Here is a 13,680-nt window from a genome sequence, read left to right as displayed (position 1 = left end):
GTGCAGAAGCTCACCTGGCGGCCGCTGACCAGCGAGGACGCCCAGTCGTCCGCCGACCTCCTCAACGTCATCGAAACCGTTGACAAGATCGGCGAGAACTACACGGCGGAAGACACCCTCACCGAACTGATCGATCCCTACGCGGATCTGGAGCGCGCGAGTCTCGCCGCGTTCGACGGGGACGTGATGGTCGGCTTCATGAAGGTCCGCCACAAGCCGTCCGCGTACGAGGTCCACCGGGTCTTCCTGGACGGCGGGGTTCATCCCGGCTACCGGCGCCGCGGTGTCGGCACGGCGCTCGTGGAGGCCGGGATCAAGGCGGCGAAGGTCGTGCACGAGCTGCATCACCCGGCATCGAAGCTCGTCGTCGACGTCCTCAAGGCCGAGCACATCGCCGGTGTGCCCGAAGTCCTCCGCTCTCAAGGCTTCGCACCGGTCCGCCACTACGAGCGCATGGAGCACCCGCTCAGCGACCTGCAACCCGTCGCGATCCCCGACGGGCTGCTGATCGAGCCGTGGTCACCCGACGACGACGATGACTTCCGGCTGGCCCGCAACGCCTCGTACCAGGACTACTGGGGTGCGGCGCCGATGCCCGCCGACCACTGGCAGAACAAGATCACCAACCAGACGTTCCGGCCAGAGGTCAGCTTCCTGGTCCGCGACGCGGCGAACGGCGCTCCCGCGGGCGTCCTGGTCACCGTGCACTGGGAGGCCGACACCGCGGCCACGGGCATCCGCAACGCCCACTTCATGGTCATCGGAACGGTCCCGGAGTACCGGAAGCGGGGTGTCGCGAGCGCGTTGCTCGGGCACGCGCTGCAGGCCGCCGCCGAGCAGGGCTACGACGACGCCAGCCTGAGCGTGGAGAGCGCCGGCCGGACACCGTCGATCTTCGCGAAGGCCGGCTTCACACCGAAGATGCGGTACGTGCGCTGGGCACTCAACGTCTGACGGCCCAGTCGAGGGCAGCGGCGGCGTGGTTCAGCACTGAGATGTGCCCGTCGTCCGGCGTCAGCCGGAGTTCGGCGCCGGGGATCCGGGACGCGAGCCAGCGGCTGTGCGAGGCGGGAACGATGCCGTCGCGTTCCCCGTGCAGCAGCAGGACCGGCACCCGGATCGACGCCGGGTCGAAGCCCCACGGCGTGACGTAGGCGAGGTCGTCGTCGATCAACGGTCCGGGGCCGTCCTCCAGCGCGGGCCCGACGACCTTGCCGAACCACGACCACGGGCCGTCCAGCGCCGCGAGGTCCGCGGGTGTGAACTCCGGGTCGTAGGGAACGCCCGAAGCCTCGTGCGCTTCCTTCGCCGCACGGCCCGCGGCAGCCGCCCGCAGGGACGCCTCGCCCGAGGCGATCATCCCGGCGAACCAGTCGAGGCCCTCCGCGTCGAACGGCGCCAGGGAGGCACCGGCGACCACGGCGGTCACGCGGTCCGGCAACAAGGCGGCGCACGCGAGGGCGTGTGGTGCGCCGCCTGAGTGGCCGAAGACCGCGAACTTCTCGATACCGAGCGCGTGGGCGATATGCGATATATCAGCCGCCGCCGACGCCACCGTTCTGCCTGGCACCGCTGTCGACCGTCGACCGTAGCCAGGACGGTCGTAGGACACCCAGCGCACGCCTGGACGGTACAACGGCTCCGGAGGCAGTCCCAGATTCGGCGTGCCGTGATGCCAGAACACCGGCACGCCGTCGCCGAAGTCGTACACGTGGAGCCGCCGCTCCCCCAGTTGAAGATCCATATATCAGTGTCTCGTCCTCATCCGGTCTCCTCGCGTGCTTCCAGCACCAGACGCCGGTCACCGAGCGGCGCGTCGAGCCGGACGGTCAGCGGCACCTGGCGGATCTCCTGGGTGCACACCGTCCCCGGAGGCTGCTTGGTGATCGTGACCAGCGTGATCTGCACGAGGTCGGCGGACTGGCCGGACACCTCGGCACGCGCCTCCTTGCAGCCGCCGCCCACACCGAAGACTTCGATGTCACGGCCGTCGCCGAAGACGTAGGCCTCGTCCCGGTAGGTGTCTGACAACGATGTCGTGTCGACCTTCTCCTTGGGCACCGGCGTGACGTTGGGCGGGACGACCGGCTTCTCCTCCGAGATCGAGACCGGAGGCTGGGCCGGGGCCGTCGGGTTCACGCCGGAGGAACCGGGCGTCGACGGCGTGGACGTGCCCGACGTGGGCGCGCCGCTGGACGAGCCGGATCCGGGCGCGCCGGACTGCGTGCCGGACGAGCAGCCGGCCAGCACGGCGGCGAGAGCAACGGCAGCGACGACGTGTCTCATGCGCACCATCCTTGCAAACCGGGCCAAGGGGCCAGGTGAGGAAGAGAGATGCCCGGCCGGCGGGGCAGAAGCCGACCGGGCACTGTGGGGAGGAGGTCTACTTCTGTTCCTGCCGCGACGTCAACGCGACCGTGCGCTCACCGAGTGGCTCCGCGAGCTGCACCGTCAGCGGAGGGAAGCGGATGTCCATGGTGCACGCCTGCTTGGTCAGCGGAAGCGTCTCGACGAGCTCGATCTTCACCACGGAAGCCGACTGCTCCAGCACGGACGCGCTGGCCTTCCCGCAGCCGCCCTCCTGGCCGATGACACCGACGGTCTTCCCATCGCCCTGTGTCCACACAGTGCGCGGATACTCCGAGGGCAAAGCGTTGGTGTCCAGCTTTGTCACCGGTTTGCCGTCCGGCGGAATCTCTCCGGGCGCGATGCCCGGCGGCACCTCGGAGGACGAGGTGGCGGTCGGCAACGTCGGACCGCCACCTGCCCCAGTGCCCGCGTTCTGCGCACTGCCGCAAGCGGAAACCACCAGCAGCAGGACGCCAGTGCCAACTACGGTTCCAATGTGCCTCATGGTCAGAGGACGGAACCGCGCTCACAACGGGTTGCAGTGAGTTCGCTTCACAGTTACCGGGATACGGCGGCAACCGCCTCACGCAGCGCTTCCAGGCGAGCCGCCGAGGCCAGGCCACCGTGGTAGAGGTGGAACTCCTCCACCCCTGCATCCAGGTAAGCGAGCCACTCCTTCGACAACGCGGCACCGTCCGCGGGCTTCGGTGGAAGTCCCAGCACGTACGCGGCGATCCGCGTGTCCGGAGCAACGGCGCGCAGAGCCTCGATGCCCGGCACCGCGGCCTCGGGACCGGGCCAGCACATCGTCGTGAGCACGTCGACGTCCGCACCCACACCACGGGCGACGGTCGCGAACGGCCCGGTACCCCAAGGGTCCGCCGTCACGTGCATACCGACCCGGACCGAAGGCGCGGCAGCACGGATCTCCCCGACCAGCTTCTGCCGCAACGATCGCACCACCCCGGTGCGCACGGCCTGAACGTCCTCCGCGAGCGCACCCAGCGCGTCCTCCACGCTGGGAGCGCCGCGATCAACCCCGGTCCGAACCGCTTCACGCAGGGCATCCGGGTCGGCGTACAGGGCGGTGCACGCAGAGCAGAAGCACAGCGACAACAGCTTCTGCTGCACCGGATTCCAGTCCGTGCCGTCGGTCTTCTCGTGGTGACCGCCGTGGAAGAACCCCAGCGGCCCGCAGGCCTCCAGGATGATCCCGTCCGGAGCACCGAGTTCCAGCACCTCGGAGACCAGCACCGACGTGTACTCGACGACGTCGGGCTGCGCGGTGCACAACGCGTACGGGTAGCGATCGCCGAACGCGTTCACCACCGTCACGTCCGGGTGCAGGTCGCCCAGGCGCGAGTTGTGCGTCAGCACGGTCCACGCGTACACCGGAAGCCCGGCCGCGCGAACCAGGGCGGCCGCCTCGCCGAACGAGTCCGAACCGTCCATCCAGGACGGTTCGGCGGGCACGAGCCGGCCGAAGTTCGCTTCCCGGACCGGCAGGTAGAACGCCGCGTGCCGTGCGTCGACCAAACGGTGCCGAGGGTGCAACGGGGTCGCCGCCCGCACGGTGTGGTACGAGGCGGCGAGAGCGATCGCGTCCACCCCGAGACCTTGATACCGCGCAACGGCGTCAGGGTCTCCGATCAGGTCCCACGGGTAGGCGTGGACAACCGACTTCACCACCGGGGACGCTTCCTCTCGTAACTGGGGTCGAACTTCTGCATGTAGCCCGTGTCGTCACGCGAGGTGATGCCACAGCGAACGTAGTTCTCGGCCAGCCGCGCCAACGCGTCCCGGTCCAGCGACACACCGAGGCCCGGCGTCGTGGGCACGGGCACCGAACCATCCACAAAGGACAGCACACCCGGCTCCACGACCTCGTCCGCCGCGTTCCACGGGTAGTGCGTGTCGCAGGCGTAGCTCAGGTTCGGCGTGGCCGCGGCCAGATGCGTCATCGCTGCGAGCGAGATGCCCAGGTGCGAGTTCGAGTGCATCGACAGGCCGATGCCGAACGTCTGGCAGATCATGCCCAGCTGACGAGACCGCTGCAGACCGCCCCAGTAGTGGTGGTCGGACAGGAGCACCTGCACGGCGTCCTGCTCCACCGACGGCTTGAGGTGCTCGAACGCGACCACGCACATGTTGGTGGCCAACGGCATCGGCGCCTTCGCGGCCACCTCCGCCATCCCGGAGATCTCCGGCGTCGGGTCCTCCAGGTACTCCAGCACGCCGTCCAGCTCGGCCGCGACCTTCAGCGACGTCGCGGGCGACCAGGCCGCGTTCGGGTCCAGCCGCAGCGGGTGGTCCGGAAACGCCTCGCGCAGCGCCCGGATCGCCTCGATCTCCTGCTCCGGCGGGAACACACCGCCCTTGAGCTTGATCGACCCGAAGCCGTACTCGGAGATCATCTTCTGGGCCTGCGCCACGATGCCGGCGGGGTCGATCGCCTCGCCCCACTCGTCCGGCTCGGCGCCGGGATGCCCGTCCCACTTGTAGAACAGGTAGGCGGAGTACGGCACCGCGGAACGAACCGCGCCACCCAGCAGGTCGTGCACCGGACGACCGAGCGCCTTGCCCTGGATGTCCAGGCACGCGACCTCGAACGGCGAGTACACGCGGTCGACAGTGCTCTCCGCCGTGATGTTCCCGGTCAGCCCGTGCTTGTCCAGCCCCGTTTTGCCACCGAGGACAGCGGAAACGCGCGCGTGCATCTCGTTCAACGCGAAGACGTCAAGGCCGATCAGAGAGTCCACAACGGACCGTGAGCGCTCCAGGTGCCCGAGGTCGCCGTAGGTCTCCCCCAGCCCGGAGATGCCCTCGTCGGTGTGCACCTCGACGATCGTGCGCAGCGCCCACGGCTCGTGCACGCCGGCCGCGTTCAGCAGCGGCGGGTCGCGGAACGCGATCGGCGTCAGAACGATCTCGGTGATCTTCATGCCAGCAGAGCCTTACCCGCGGCGATGATCTTGTCCAGGGCGGCGAGGTGCTCGTCGGCCGGGTCGATCAGCGGCGGCCGCACGCCACCGACGTCGAGGCCGTTCGCGCGCACCGCGGCCTTCACCAGGGCGACGGCGTAGCCGGGAACCTTGTCGCGCAGCTCGACCAGCGGCTTGTAGAACTCGAGCAGGAAGCGGTTCACGAGCTCGGTGTCGCCCGCCTGCACGGCGTTGTAGAAGCCGATCGAGATCTCCGGTGCGAAGCAGAACACGGCCGACGAGTACAGCTCGACGCCGATGCCCCGATACGCGAGCTGCGTCATCTCCGCGGTCGGCAGGCCGTTGAAGAACTGGAACGGCTTGTCCACGCCCGCCCGGACCGAGAGGACGATGCGCTGCATCTGGTCGAGGTCGCCGATGCCGTCCTTGAAGCCCACGACGTTCGGGATCCGCGCGACCTCGACGACGGTCTCCGGCGTGAACCGCGCGTTGTTGCGCTGGTAGACGATGATCGGCAGCTCGGTGGCGCCCGCGACCTCGGCCACGTACCGCACGAGGCCGGCCGCCGGGTTGGTCACGAGGTACGGCGGCAGCAGCAGGATGCCGTTGGCACCAGCGCGTTCGGCCGCACGCACGAACTCCTTGGTCGCCACGACCGAGCCGCCCGCGCCGGCGAACACCGGGACCTTTCCCGCGGTCGCCTCGACCGCGACGGCCACCGCACGCTCGAACTCCTCCAGCCCCAACGCGTGGAACTCGCCGGTGCCGCAGGCGACGAACACCGCGCCTGGCCCGGCGGAGACACCGTGCTTGACGTGCTCAGCCAGCACGTCGAACGCGATGTTCCCCTCGGTGTCGAACGGGGTCACCGGAAAGAACAGCACACCATCGAGTTGCATACCAGACACTCATCCCTTGATCGCTCCGGTGGTGATCCCACGCAGGAAGGACTTCTGCAGCGACAGGTACACGATCAGGCTCGGCACCAGCGCAAGCAACGCTCCGGCCAGCACGATGCCCGTCCCGACCATGTCGTCGGACCTGAGGGCGAGAAGTGCGACCGTGAGCGTGTAATCGGAGGGGTCAGCGGCGACGATCAGGGGGAGCAGGTACTGCTCCCAGATCATGTTGAAGCCGAACACGGCGATGACGCCGAGCGCGGGCTTGCACAGGGGGAGGATGATCTGCGCGAAGAGGCGCAGCTCCCCGGCACCGTCCACTTTGGCCGCTTCCTCCAGTTCGGCGGGGATCTCCTTCATGAACTCGGTCATGACGAAGATGGAGAAACCCCACGCTCCCAAGGGGAGGATGACGCCGAGCAGGGTGCCCTTGAGACTCACGTGAACCAGCGGTAGGTCTCCGATCACCAGCGACAGCGGGATCGCGATGACCTCCTCCGGCAACATCATCGTGGCAAGGATGACCAACAGCGCGATGGCCTGACCGCGAAACTTCTTGCGCGCCAACGCGTAGGCGGCGAACACGCTCACCGCCAGCTGCAACAGCAGGGCACCACCGGCGATGATCAGAGAGTTCGCCAGGTAGTCCCAGATCTTGTTCTCGCCCGCCACCTTGAAGTTGATCAGCGACGGGTTGTCGGGGAACACCGACAGCTGGGTCGGGTCCGGGTTGTGGTCGAACGCGCCGGAGAAGATGACCAGCAGCGGACCGCAGAAAAGGATTACAGCGAGGGCGCTCAGAAGCACCCGGATACCCCTGCCGACCCACGCGTCCGGGCGGGTGGACCAGCCGATGGCGCTGTCGAAGCGGCTCGAGTTGACGCTCATCGCGCCTCCTTCCTCCGGCGGTACCACTGCACGCTGACCGTGAGAACCAAGGTAACCAGGAACAACAGGACCGATCCAGCCGATGCGAGGCCGGCTTCGGACTGCTCGAACGCCGTTGTGTAGACGCGCGTCATCCAGACGTCGGTCGATCCGGCGGGACCGCCGCCGGTCAGGACGTAGACCTCGGTGAACACGCGCAGGCCGCGGATCGCCGCCAGCGTCAGGAGAATCGTGATCACTGGACGCAACGCGGGCAGCGTGACGTTCCAGATGCGTTGCAGCGTCGATGCTCCGTCGATCGCGGCGGCCTCGTACTGCTGGCGGTCGATGCCGGCGAGCCCGGCGAGGATCAGCACCATGTCGTACGGCGCGTGCTTCCAGATGCCGACGAACATTACCGACACCAGCGAGGTGTCCGTGTTGTGGATGTACTCCCAGGGACCGAGGCCCACCCACGAGATGACCTCGTTGAGGAAACCTTCCGGTGCCGGGTAGAAGAACAACCGCCAGATCTCACCGATGACCGCGGTCGCGGCGACCACGGGCAGGAACACCGCGGACCGCACGAACCACAGCGACTTGGCGTGGCCTTCCAGCAACAGTGCCAGGAAGAAGCCGATGAGCATCGCTCCGAGCGTCTGCCCACCGGCCAGGACCAGGGTGTGCCAGCTCGCCGTCAGGAACTTCTCGTCCTGCAGGATCGTGGCGTAGTTCTTGAAACCGACGAAGATGTCACCGAGGAAGGGCCGGACCTCGAACAGCGAGAGCCGGATTCCCTCCGCCATCGGGATGAACTTGAAGACGAGGAAGATCAGCGCGGCGGGGAAGAGAAACAGCCACGGGATGAAGGTGGCTCCCGTGAGGCGGCGCCGGCGGCGCCGCCTCACGGGGTGGGTTTCGACGGCACCGCCGCCACTAGCCGTCGAGCCCACGTCTTGGGTGTCCCAGTGACTCTTTTCGGCGGGATGAACTGCCGTCACTGCGACGCCTTCTGGTTCTCAAGCTCCTTCTTCAGCGCATCCGCCAGTGTCTTGAGCTCGGCCGAGGAGTCGGCGGGGCACTTGGCGAAGATCGAGTTCAGGGTCTCCGAGGTCTTCTGCCGGAAGGGCGTGAAGTTCGGGACGCTCGGGAACGGCCGCGCCTCGCTCTTGTACACGCCCGCCACGGTCGCCCAGCGCGGGTCGTTGTACGTCGCGTTGACGTCGACGTTCTTGTTGACGGGCAGGCGGACCACCGGCTGCGGGTCGCCCTTCATGCCGGCCTGCTGCGCCTCGGGCGTGATCAGGTACTCGGCGAGCTTCTTCTGGTCGGCGGTCTTCGCGGAGCCGGCCATCAGGTAGATGTCCTCGCCCTCACCGAGCACGGTGGCACCGGCCGGGCCGCGCGGCGACGCGATGACCTCGTACTTGTCCTTGCCGATCGACTTGTCGAAGCGGCCGATCATGTACGGGCCGGTCAGGTAGATGCCGCTCTTGCCCGACTCGAACAGCGGGTGCGCGTCGTTCGTGCTGAGCGTCAGCGAGCCCGGCTGCATGACCTTCTCTTCGCAGAAGAGCTTGCGGAGCCGTTCGATCGCCTTGGTCGACTCCGGCGAGTCGATCCCGACGGAGAACTTGCCGTTGCCTTCCTCATCGAGGATGTCGCCGCCGCCCTGCCAGATGTAGCTGGCCGCCCACCAGGCGAGGTAGCCGCGGTCGACCGTGCCCGGCACGAGCATGCCGTAGGTGTCGTTCTGCCCGTTGCCGTCGGGATCGTTGCGGGTGAACGCCTTCGCGAGGTCGTCGAGCTCTTCCCACGTCGTCGGGATCGGCTTGCCGAGCTTCTCGCGCCAGTCCTTGCGGACCAGCGTGACCATCGCCTGCGTGGAGTACGGAATGGCGTAGAACTTGCCGTCCGCGCCCTTGCCGTTGTTCCAGGCCCTGTCGACGATGTCGTTGCCGCCCGCGATGTCCTCGCGCTTGATCTCGGTCGTCCAGCCCTGCTTGACGAAGTTGCCCAGCGAGCCGGTGTCGGTGATGACGACGTCCGGGAGGTCCTTCGACGCGGCGCGCTGCTGCACCTGCTTGTCGAAGTCGTTGAAGATCGGCTTGTAGTCGACCTGCACACCGGTCTTCTCGGTGAAGGACTTGAAGATCCTCTCGTAGACCTTCGCGGTCGCCTCCGTCGAGCGGGTCCACACCTCGAGGGGCTTGTTCGGGTCCTTGTTCGACGCGGCCGGAGTGGAACTTCCACAGCCCGCGAGCAGGGCGGCCACGCCGAGCGTGGCGATTGTTGTGGCAGTTCTACGGCGCATCGTCGGAGCCCTTCGTTTTCACGTATGTGAACCGGGGTCGTACTTGTGAACCTGATGCAGGACTGTAAGAATCAGCACAGCAACGTGTCAAGGGCGTGTTGTTCAGAAGGTTTCCCAAAGGAGAGCCGAGGAGGCCAGGTGGCGTCGCCGATCGACAAGGGCACGGCTCGTCCGGGCGCAGTGAAGTCCGCCGATCGGACGGTGGAGCTGCTCGAAGTGCTCTCCGCGTCGGACCGCAGGCTGACGCTGACCGAGCTGCACCGCGAACTCAGCTACCCCAAATCCAGCCTGTACATGCTGCTGCAGACGCTGGTCGCGCGCGGCTGGGTGGAGGTCGACTCGGACCGTGGCACCTACGGCATCGGTGTGCGCGCACTGCTCGTCGGTACGTCTTACCTGGACCACGACCCCGTGGTGCGCGCGGCGATCCGCGTGATGGAGCAGGTGCGGCAGGAGATCAACGAAACCGTGCACCTTGCCCGTTTGGACGGCGCGGACGTCGTCTACCTGGCGAGCCGCGAGTCCGAGCACCACCTGCGCGTCGTGTCGCGCGTCGGCCGCCGGTTGCCCGCGCACTCCACGTCGCTGGGGAAGGCAGTGCTCTCGACGCGCACGCCGGAGGAGGTCGACCTGATCCTCCCCGACGTGCTGGCCCCGCTGACCCCCAACACCGTGACCGATCGGGCCGCGCTGCACGAGCAGCTCGCCGGGTTCCGGAATGTCGGATATGCCCACGAACGCGAGGAGAACACGCCGGGGCTGGGCTGCTTCGCGGTGGCGTTGCCGTATCGGAACCCCGTTCTGGACGCTATGAGTTGCTCGGTCCCCCTGGGCAGACTGGACCCCGAGCACGAGCGGCAGGTCGTCGCCGCTCTGCTGGACGCCGCCCGGACGATCACCGAACTTCTCCGCCAGTTCGGGCGCTGACCCGAGTTTTGCCGAGTACCTGCACATGACGGAGGGGTCCAACCCGTGACCGCACGCATCCTGATCACCGGCGCCGGCGGTGGGGTGGGGACGCTCATGCGTTCCCGCCTCGCGGCGGAGGGCCGCGTCCTGCGGCTGCTGGACATCGCGGAGCTACCCGCGGCCGCCGACGGCGAGAACGTCGAGCTCGTCCAGGCGTCGGTGACCGACATGGCCGCGATGGAGGCGGCGATGAAGGACGTCGACGCCGTGATCCATCTCGGCGGCCACAGCCTCGAGGAGGCGTGGGAGAAGATCCTCCGCGTCAACATCGACGGCACGCACACCGTGCTGGAGGCCGCGCGGCGCCAGGGAGTTCGCCGCGTAGTCCTGGCGAGCTCGAACCACGCAGTGGGCTACGTCGAGCGCGCCAACGGTGACGCCGGTGATTACCTCTTCCCGCGTCCGGACACCTACTACGGCGTGTCCAAGGTGGCGCTGGAGGCGTTGGGGTCGCTGTACGCCGACCGCTACGGCCTCGACGTGATCGCCATCCGCATCGGCTCGTGCTTCGAGAAGCCGCGCGACGTGCGGATGCTGTCGACGTGGATGTCGCCGGACGACTGCGCGCGCCTGTTCGAGGCGTGTCTTTCCGTCGCGTCGCCGGGGTTCCGGATCGTGTGGGGTGTCTCGGCCAACACGCGCGGCTGGTTCTCGCTGGACGAGGCCCGCGCGCTGGGTTACGAGCCGCAGGACGACTCCGAGGTGCACGCCGCCGAGGTGCTGGAGAAGCACGGCGGTGAGCTCGATCCCTCGTCGTACGCGGCGAAGTACGTGGGCGGGGCCTGGTGCGGCCCCGATTTCGACACGGCAGTCAAGGAGGCAGGGCGTTGAGCCACGTCGTTCAGGGATACAACCCGCGCACCGGTGAGCCGTTCGGCGACCCGGTTGCGAAGACCCCCGACAGCGAGGTGGACAGGATCGCCTCCGCCGCGGCAGTGGCGTTCTCCGCTTGGTCGGTCGTGCCGGCGGCGGATCGTGCCGTGGTGCTGGAGAAGGTCGCGGACGCGCTGGACGCGGAGTCCTCGTTGCTGGTGGAGACCGCGGACGGCGAGACGGCGCTGGGCGTGCCGCGCCTGACGACGGAGTTGAAGCGCACCACGAACCAGCTGCGGCTGTTCGCGGAGGTGCTGCGCGAGGGCAGCTACGTCGAGGCCACTTTGGACTCGGCGAACCCGGACATCATTCCGCCGCGCCCCGTGCTGCGGCGGGTTCTCCGTCCACTCGGGACGGTCGCGGTGTTCTCCGCGTCGAACTTCCCGTTCGCCTTCTCGGTGGCAGGCGGTGACACGGCTTCCGCGCTGGCGTCCGGCTGTCCCGTTGTGGTGAAGGCACATTCGGCGCACCCGTCGACCTCGCGCGAGACCGCGCGGGTTGTGGTGGACGCGTTGCGCGATGCCGGTGCGCCCGAAGGAGTGTTCGGCATCGTGTACGGCACCGAGGCCGGTGTCGCGCTGGTGAAGCACCCGGCGGTGCGTGCCGTCGGCTTCACCGGGTCGACCGGTGGTGGCCGCGCGCTGTTCGACCTGGCGCAGGGCCGGCCGGACCCGATCCCGTTCTACGGCGAGCTGGGCAGCGTGAACCCGACGGTGATCCTGCCGGGTGCGGCGCAACGTGAGGACATCGCGGCCGGGTTCGCGCAGTCGCTGACGATGGGTGTCGGCCAGTTCTGCACGAACCCCGGCCTGGTGTTCGCGCCCGCGGAGCTGGTGCCCGCGCTCGGTGAGGCCGTCGCGGCGTCCTCCGGTGGCGCGATGCTGAACGAGCGGATGTGCGACTCCTACAAGGCGGGCACGGACGCGCTCGCCGCGTCGGACCTCGTGACCGTGGTGTCCACGGGTGTCCGCCCGGACGAGGCGTGGGCGGTGGCGCCGCTGCTGTTCAGCACGCCGGTGAAGACGTTCGAGGAGAACCTCGAGAAGCTGACCGAGGAGCACTTCGGTCCGGCGGCGCTGATCGTGACGTACTCCTCGCCGTCCGAGCTGCACTCGGTGCTGGCGAAGCTGCCCGGCACGCTGACCGGCACCGTGCACGCGGCCGACTCGGACCACACCGAAGCCGGTGCGATCGCGGAGATCCTGCGGCACGTCGCAGGCCGGTTGATCTTCAACGCCTGGCCGACCGGTGTCGCGGTGGCGTGGGGCCAGCACCACGGTGGTCCGTGGCCGGCGACGACGAACCCGCTGCACACGTCGGTGGGCGCGACGTCGATCCGCCGGTGGATCGCGCCGGTGACGTACCAGTCGTGGCCGGACGCGTTGCTGCCAGCGGAACTGCAGGACGCGAACCCGCTGGGCATCCCGCGCCGGGTGGACGGTGTGCTGGGCGTGCACTGAAGTTCTTCGGTGAGCGGGGCTGCCGGCGTAACGTCGGTGGCCCCGCTTTTCGTTGGGAGGCCTGCAATGGTCGGACGTCGCGCCTACGACTTGATGTACCGGACCTGGGCGCCGTGGGAGGGCGGGCCGCGGTCCGAGCTGGTGCGGCTGGTGACGTCGGGCCGGATTCCACCGGGTCGCGCGATCGACCTCGGGTGCGGCAGCGGAGCGAACTCGATCTTCCTCGCCGCACACGGGTTCGACGTGACGGGCGTGGACTACTCCCCCGTCGGCCTGGAGAAGGCCCGCCGCGCGACGCCGCCGTCGTTGTCCGTGTCGTGGTTGGTCGGGGATCTGACCGCCGCCTCCATCCCGGCTGTCTCCGGGACGTTCGACCTGCTCGTCGACTACAGCGTGCTGGACGACCTGCGCGGCCCCGCCCGGGACGCGATGGCGGCGACGGTGCTGCGCCTGTCACACCCCGGTTCGGTGTTCGTGCTGTGGTGCTTCTACGACGAGATCCCTTGGTGGAAGCGGCGCGGCGGCCGGTTTCCCGGTCTCGCCGTGGGTGAGGAACAGCGGTTGTTCGGTTCGTCGTTCGACATCGAGCGTTTGCCGGAGCCCGCTGCCGGGAGCGGGTTCGCCTGCTTCGTGATGACGCGCGCTTGACCTCGGAGTGCGCTCATCGGATTCGTGTCGGAAACATGTCATCTGTCCAACATCAGCCCGATGTCTGAATGAATTCGACAGCTCCTTTCGCGACTCACCGGGGCAGAATGGCTATCGCACCGCCACGTCCAGGGGAGCGGGACATGACCGATCTGCGTTTCGCATGGCTCGAGATCACGGGCGTGTCATGCGAACCGTGTAAGTCAGAGGTGTACCAAGATCGACGCGCCGGATTGGCGGTCGGAGGGGGCACCGAGTGACACAGGACACATCGTCTCGTCAGGGAGATGAGGCGGCAGCGCGGCGGCTCGCGGGGGCGTTCGCGCCCGAGGCGATCGACGCGTTGCTGAAAGACGCCA

14 protein-coding genes are annotated in these 13,680 nt (G+C 68.1%); 5 read left to right on the top strand and 9 right to left on the bottom strand.

The genetic code is table 11. From position 1 onward, the window contains the following. Positions 1–954, top strand: coding sequence for a GNAT family N-acetyltransferase (locus ABFX45_RS41555; RefSeq protein ID WP_109640429.1), 954 nt, complete (start codon positions 1–3; stop codon positions 952–954). On the opposite strand, the gene ABFX45_RS41550 is transcribed toward ABFX45_RS41555, so the two are convergent. The 9 genes from ABFX45_RS41550 to ABFX45_RS41510 all read right to left on the bottom strand — a co-directional run bounded on the left by ABFX45_RS41550 (position 944) and on the right by ABFX45_RS41510 (position 9,371). Further along, positions 944–1,744: an alpha/beta fold hydrolase gene (locus ABFX45_RS41550; protein WP_346136439.1), complete on the bottom strand. Its 801-nt coding sequence runs from the start codon at positions 1,742–1,744 to the stop codon at positions 944–946. The genes ABFX45_RS41555 and ABFX45_RS41550 overlap by 11 nt on opposite strands. Before the next feature lie 17 nt (positions 1,745–1,761). Beyond that, the gene (locus ABFX45_RS41545) at positions 1,762–2,286 is read right to left on the bottom strand and encodes a hypothetical protein (RefSeq protein ID WP_109640431.1); all 525 of its coding nucleotides are present in this window, start codon (positions 2,284–2,286) and stop codon (positions 1,762–1,764) included. A gap of 97 nt (positions 2,287–2,383) precedes the next feature. Beyond that, on the bottom strand, positions 2,384–2,854 hold the full coding sequence (locus ABFX45_RS41540; RefSeq protein WP_109640432.1) for a hypothetical protein: 471 nt from the start codon (positions 2,852–2,854) through the stop codon (positions 2,384–2,386). Positions 2,855–2,907: 53 nt separating this feature from the next. Beyond that, positions 2,908–4,038: a hypothetical protein gene (locus ABFX45_RS41535; RefSeq protein ID WP_346136436.1), complete on the bottom strand. Its 1,131-nt coding sequence runs from the start codon at positions 4,036–4,038 to the stop codon at positions 2,908–2,910. Next, positions 4,032–5,291, bottom strand: a complete 1,260-nt coding sequence (locus ABFX45_RS41530) for a glucarate dehydratase family protein (protein WP_109640434.1) — start codon at positions 5,289–5,291, stop codon at positions 4,032–4,034. The genes ABFX45_RS41535 and ABFX45_RS41530 overlap by 7 nt, the downstream gene beginning before the upstream one ends. Further along, positions 5,288–6,190 (bottom strand): 5-dehydro-4-deoxyglucarate dehydratase, encoded by a 903-nt coding sequence (locus tag ABFX45_RS41525; RefSeq protein WP_109640435.1) that lies wholly within the window; start codon positions 6,188–6,190, stop codon positions 5,288–5,290. The genes ABFX45_RS41530 and ABFX45_RS41525 overlap by 4 nt, the downstream gene beginning before the upstream one ends. A 9-nt stretch (positions 6,191–6,199) precedes the next feature. Further along, positions 6,200–7,078, bottom strand: coding sequence for a carbohydrate ABC transporter permease (locus ABFX45_RS41520; protein WP_109640436.1), 879 nt, complete (start codon positions 7,076–7,078; stop codon positions 6,200–6,202). Next, positions 7,075–7,965: a carbohydrate ABC transporter permease gene (locus ABFX45_RS41515; protein ID WP_211337632.1), complete on the bottom strand. Its 891-nt coding sequence runs from the start codon at positions 7,963–7,965 to the stop codon at positions 7,075–7,077. The genes ABFX45_RS41520 and ABFX45_RS41515 overlap by 4 nt, the downstream gene beginning before the upstream one ends. Positions 7,966–8,054: 89 nt before the next feature. Continuing rightward, the gene (locus ABFX45_RS41510) at positions 8,055–9,371 is read right to left on the bottom strand and encodes an ABC transporter substrate-binding protein (protein WP_346136433.1); all 1,317 of its coding nucleotides are present in this window, start codon (positions 9,369–9,371) and stop codon (positions 8,055–8,057) included. 138 nt (positions 9,372–9,509) lie between these two features. Here ABFX45_RS41510 and ABFX45_RS41505 point away from each other — a divergent pair, with 138 nt between their 5' ends. The 4 genes from ABFX45_RS41505 (at position 9,510) to ABFX45_RS41490 (ending at position 13,321) form a co-directional block, all read left to right on the top strand. Next, positions 9,510–10,298 (top strand): IclR family transcriptional regulator, encoded by a 789-nt coding sequence (locus ABFX45_RS41505; RefSeq protein ID WP_233440097.1) that lies wholly within the window; start codon positions 9,510–9,512, stop codon positions 10,296–10,298. Positions 10,299–10,343: 45 nt separating this feature from the next. Further along, positions 10,344–11,171 carry an NAD-dependent epimerase/dehydratase family protein gene (locus tag ABFX45_RS41500; RefSeq protein WP_109640438.1) on the top strand — a complete coding sequence of 276 codons (828 nt, stop codon included), beginning with the start codon at positions 10,344–10,346 and terminating at the stop codon, positions 11,169–11,171. Next, positions 11,168–12,673, top strand: coding sequence for an aldehyde dehydrogenase (NADP(+)) (locus ABFX45_RS41495; RefSeq protein ID WP_346136430.1), 1,506 nt, complete (start codon positions 11,168–11,170; stop codon positions 12,671–12,673). The genes ABFX45_RS41500 and ABFX45_RS41495 overlap by 4 nt, the downstream gene beginning before the upstream one ends. A gap of 66 nt (positions 12,674–12,739) precedes the next feature. Continuing rightward, positions 12,740–13,321: a class I SAM-dependent methyltransferase gene (locus tag ABFX45_RS41490; RefSeq protein ID WP_346136428.1), complete on the top strand. Its 582-nt coding sequence runs from the start codon at positions 12,740–12,742 to the stop codon at positions 13,319–13,321. Positions 13,322–13,680 lie beyond the last annotated feature (359 nt).

This window comes from Lentzea roselyniae (assembly GCF_039537795.1).
Taxonomy (GTDB): domain Bacteria; phylum Actinomycetota; class Actinomycetes; order Mycobacteriales; family Pseudonocardiaceae; genus Lentzea; species Lentzea atacamensis.
Note: the sequence above shows the minus strand (reverse complement) of the source record. Positions and strands in the feature narration are given on the sequence as shown.

What these genes read in the sequence shown, in the direction of transcription:
- ABFX45_RS41510 (WP_346136433.1), bottom strand. Translation starts at nt 9,371, where the DNA reads ATGCGCCGTAGAACTGCCACAACAATCGCCACGCTCGGCGTGGCCGCC.
- ABFX45_RS41525 (WP_109640435.1), bottom strand. Translation starts at nt 6,190, where the DNA reads ATGCAACTCGATGGTGTGCTGTTCTTTCCGGTGACCCCGTTCGACACC.
- ABFX45_RS41490 (WP_346136428.1), top strand. Translation starts at nt 12,740, where the DNA reads ATGGTCGGACGTCGCGCCTACGACTTGATGTACCGGACCTGGGCGCCG.
- ABFX45_RS41520 (WP_109640436.1), bottom strand. Translation starts at nt 7,078, where the DNA reads ATGAGCGTCAACTCGAGCCGCTTCGACAGCGCCATCGGCTGGTCCACC.
- ABFX45_RS41550 (WP_346136439.1), bottom strand. Translation starts at nt 1,744, where the DNA reads ATGGATCTTCAACTGGGGGAGCGGCGGCTCCACGTGTACGACTTCGGC.
- ABFX45_RS41545 (WP_109640431.1), bottom strand. Translation starts at nt 2,286, where the DNA reads ATGAGACACGTCGTCGCTGCCGTTGCTCTCGCCGCCGTGCTGGCCGGC.
- ABFX45_RS41540 (WP_109640432.1), bottom strand. Translation starts at nt 2,854, where the DNA reads ATGAGGCACATTGGAACCGTAGTTGGCACTGGCGTCCTGCTGCTGGTG.
- ABFX45_RS41530 (WP_109640434.1), bottom strand. Translation starts at nt 5,291, where the DNA reads ATGAAGATCACCGAGATCGTTCTGACGCCGATCGCGTTCCGCGACCCG.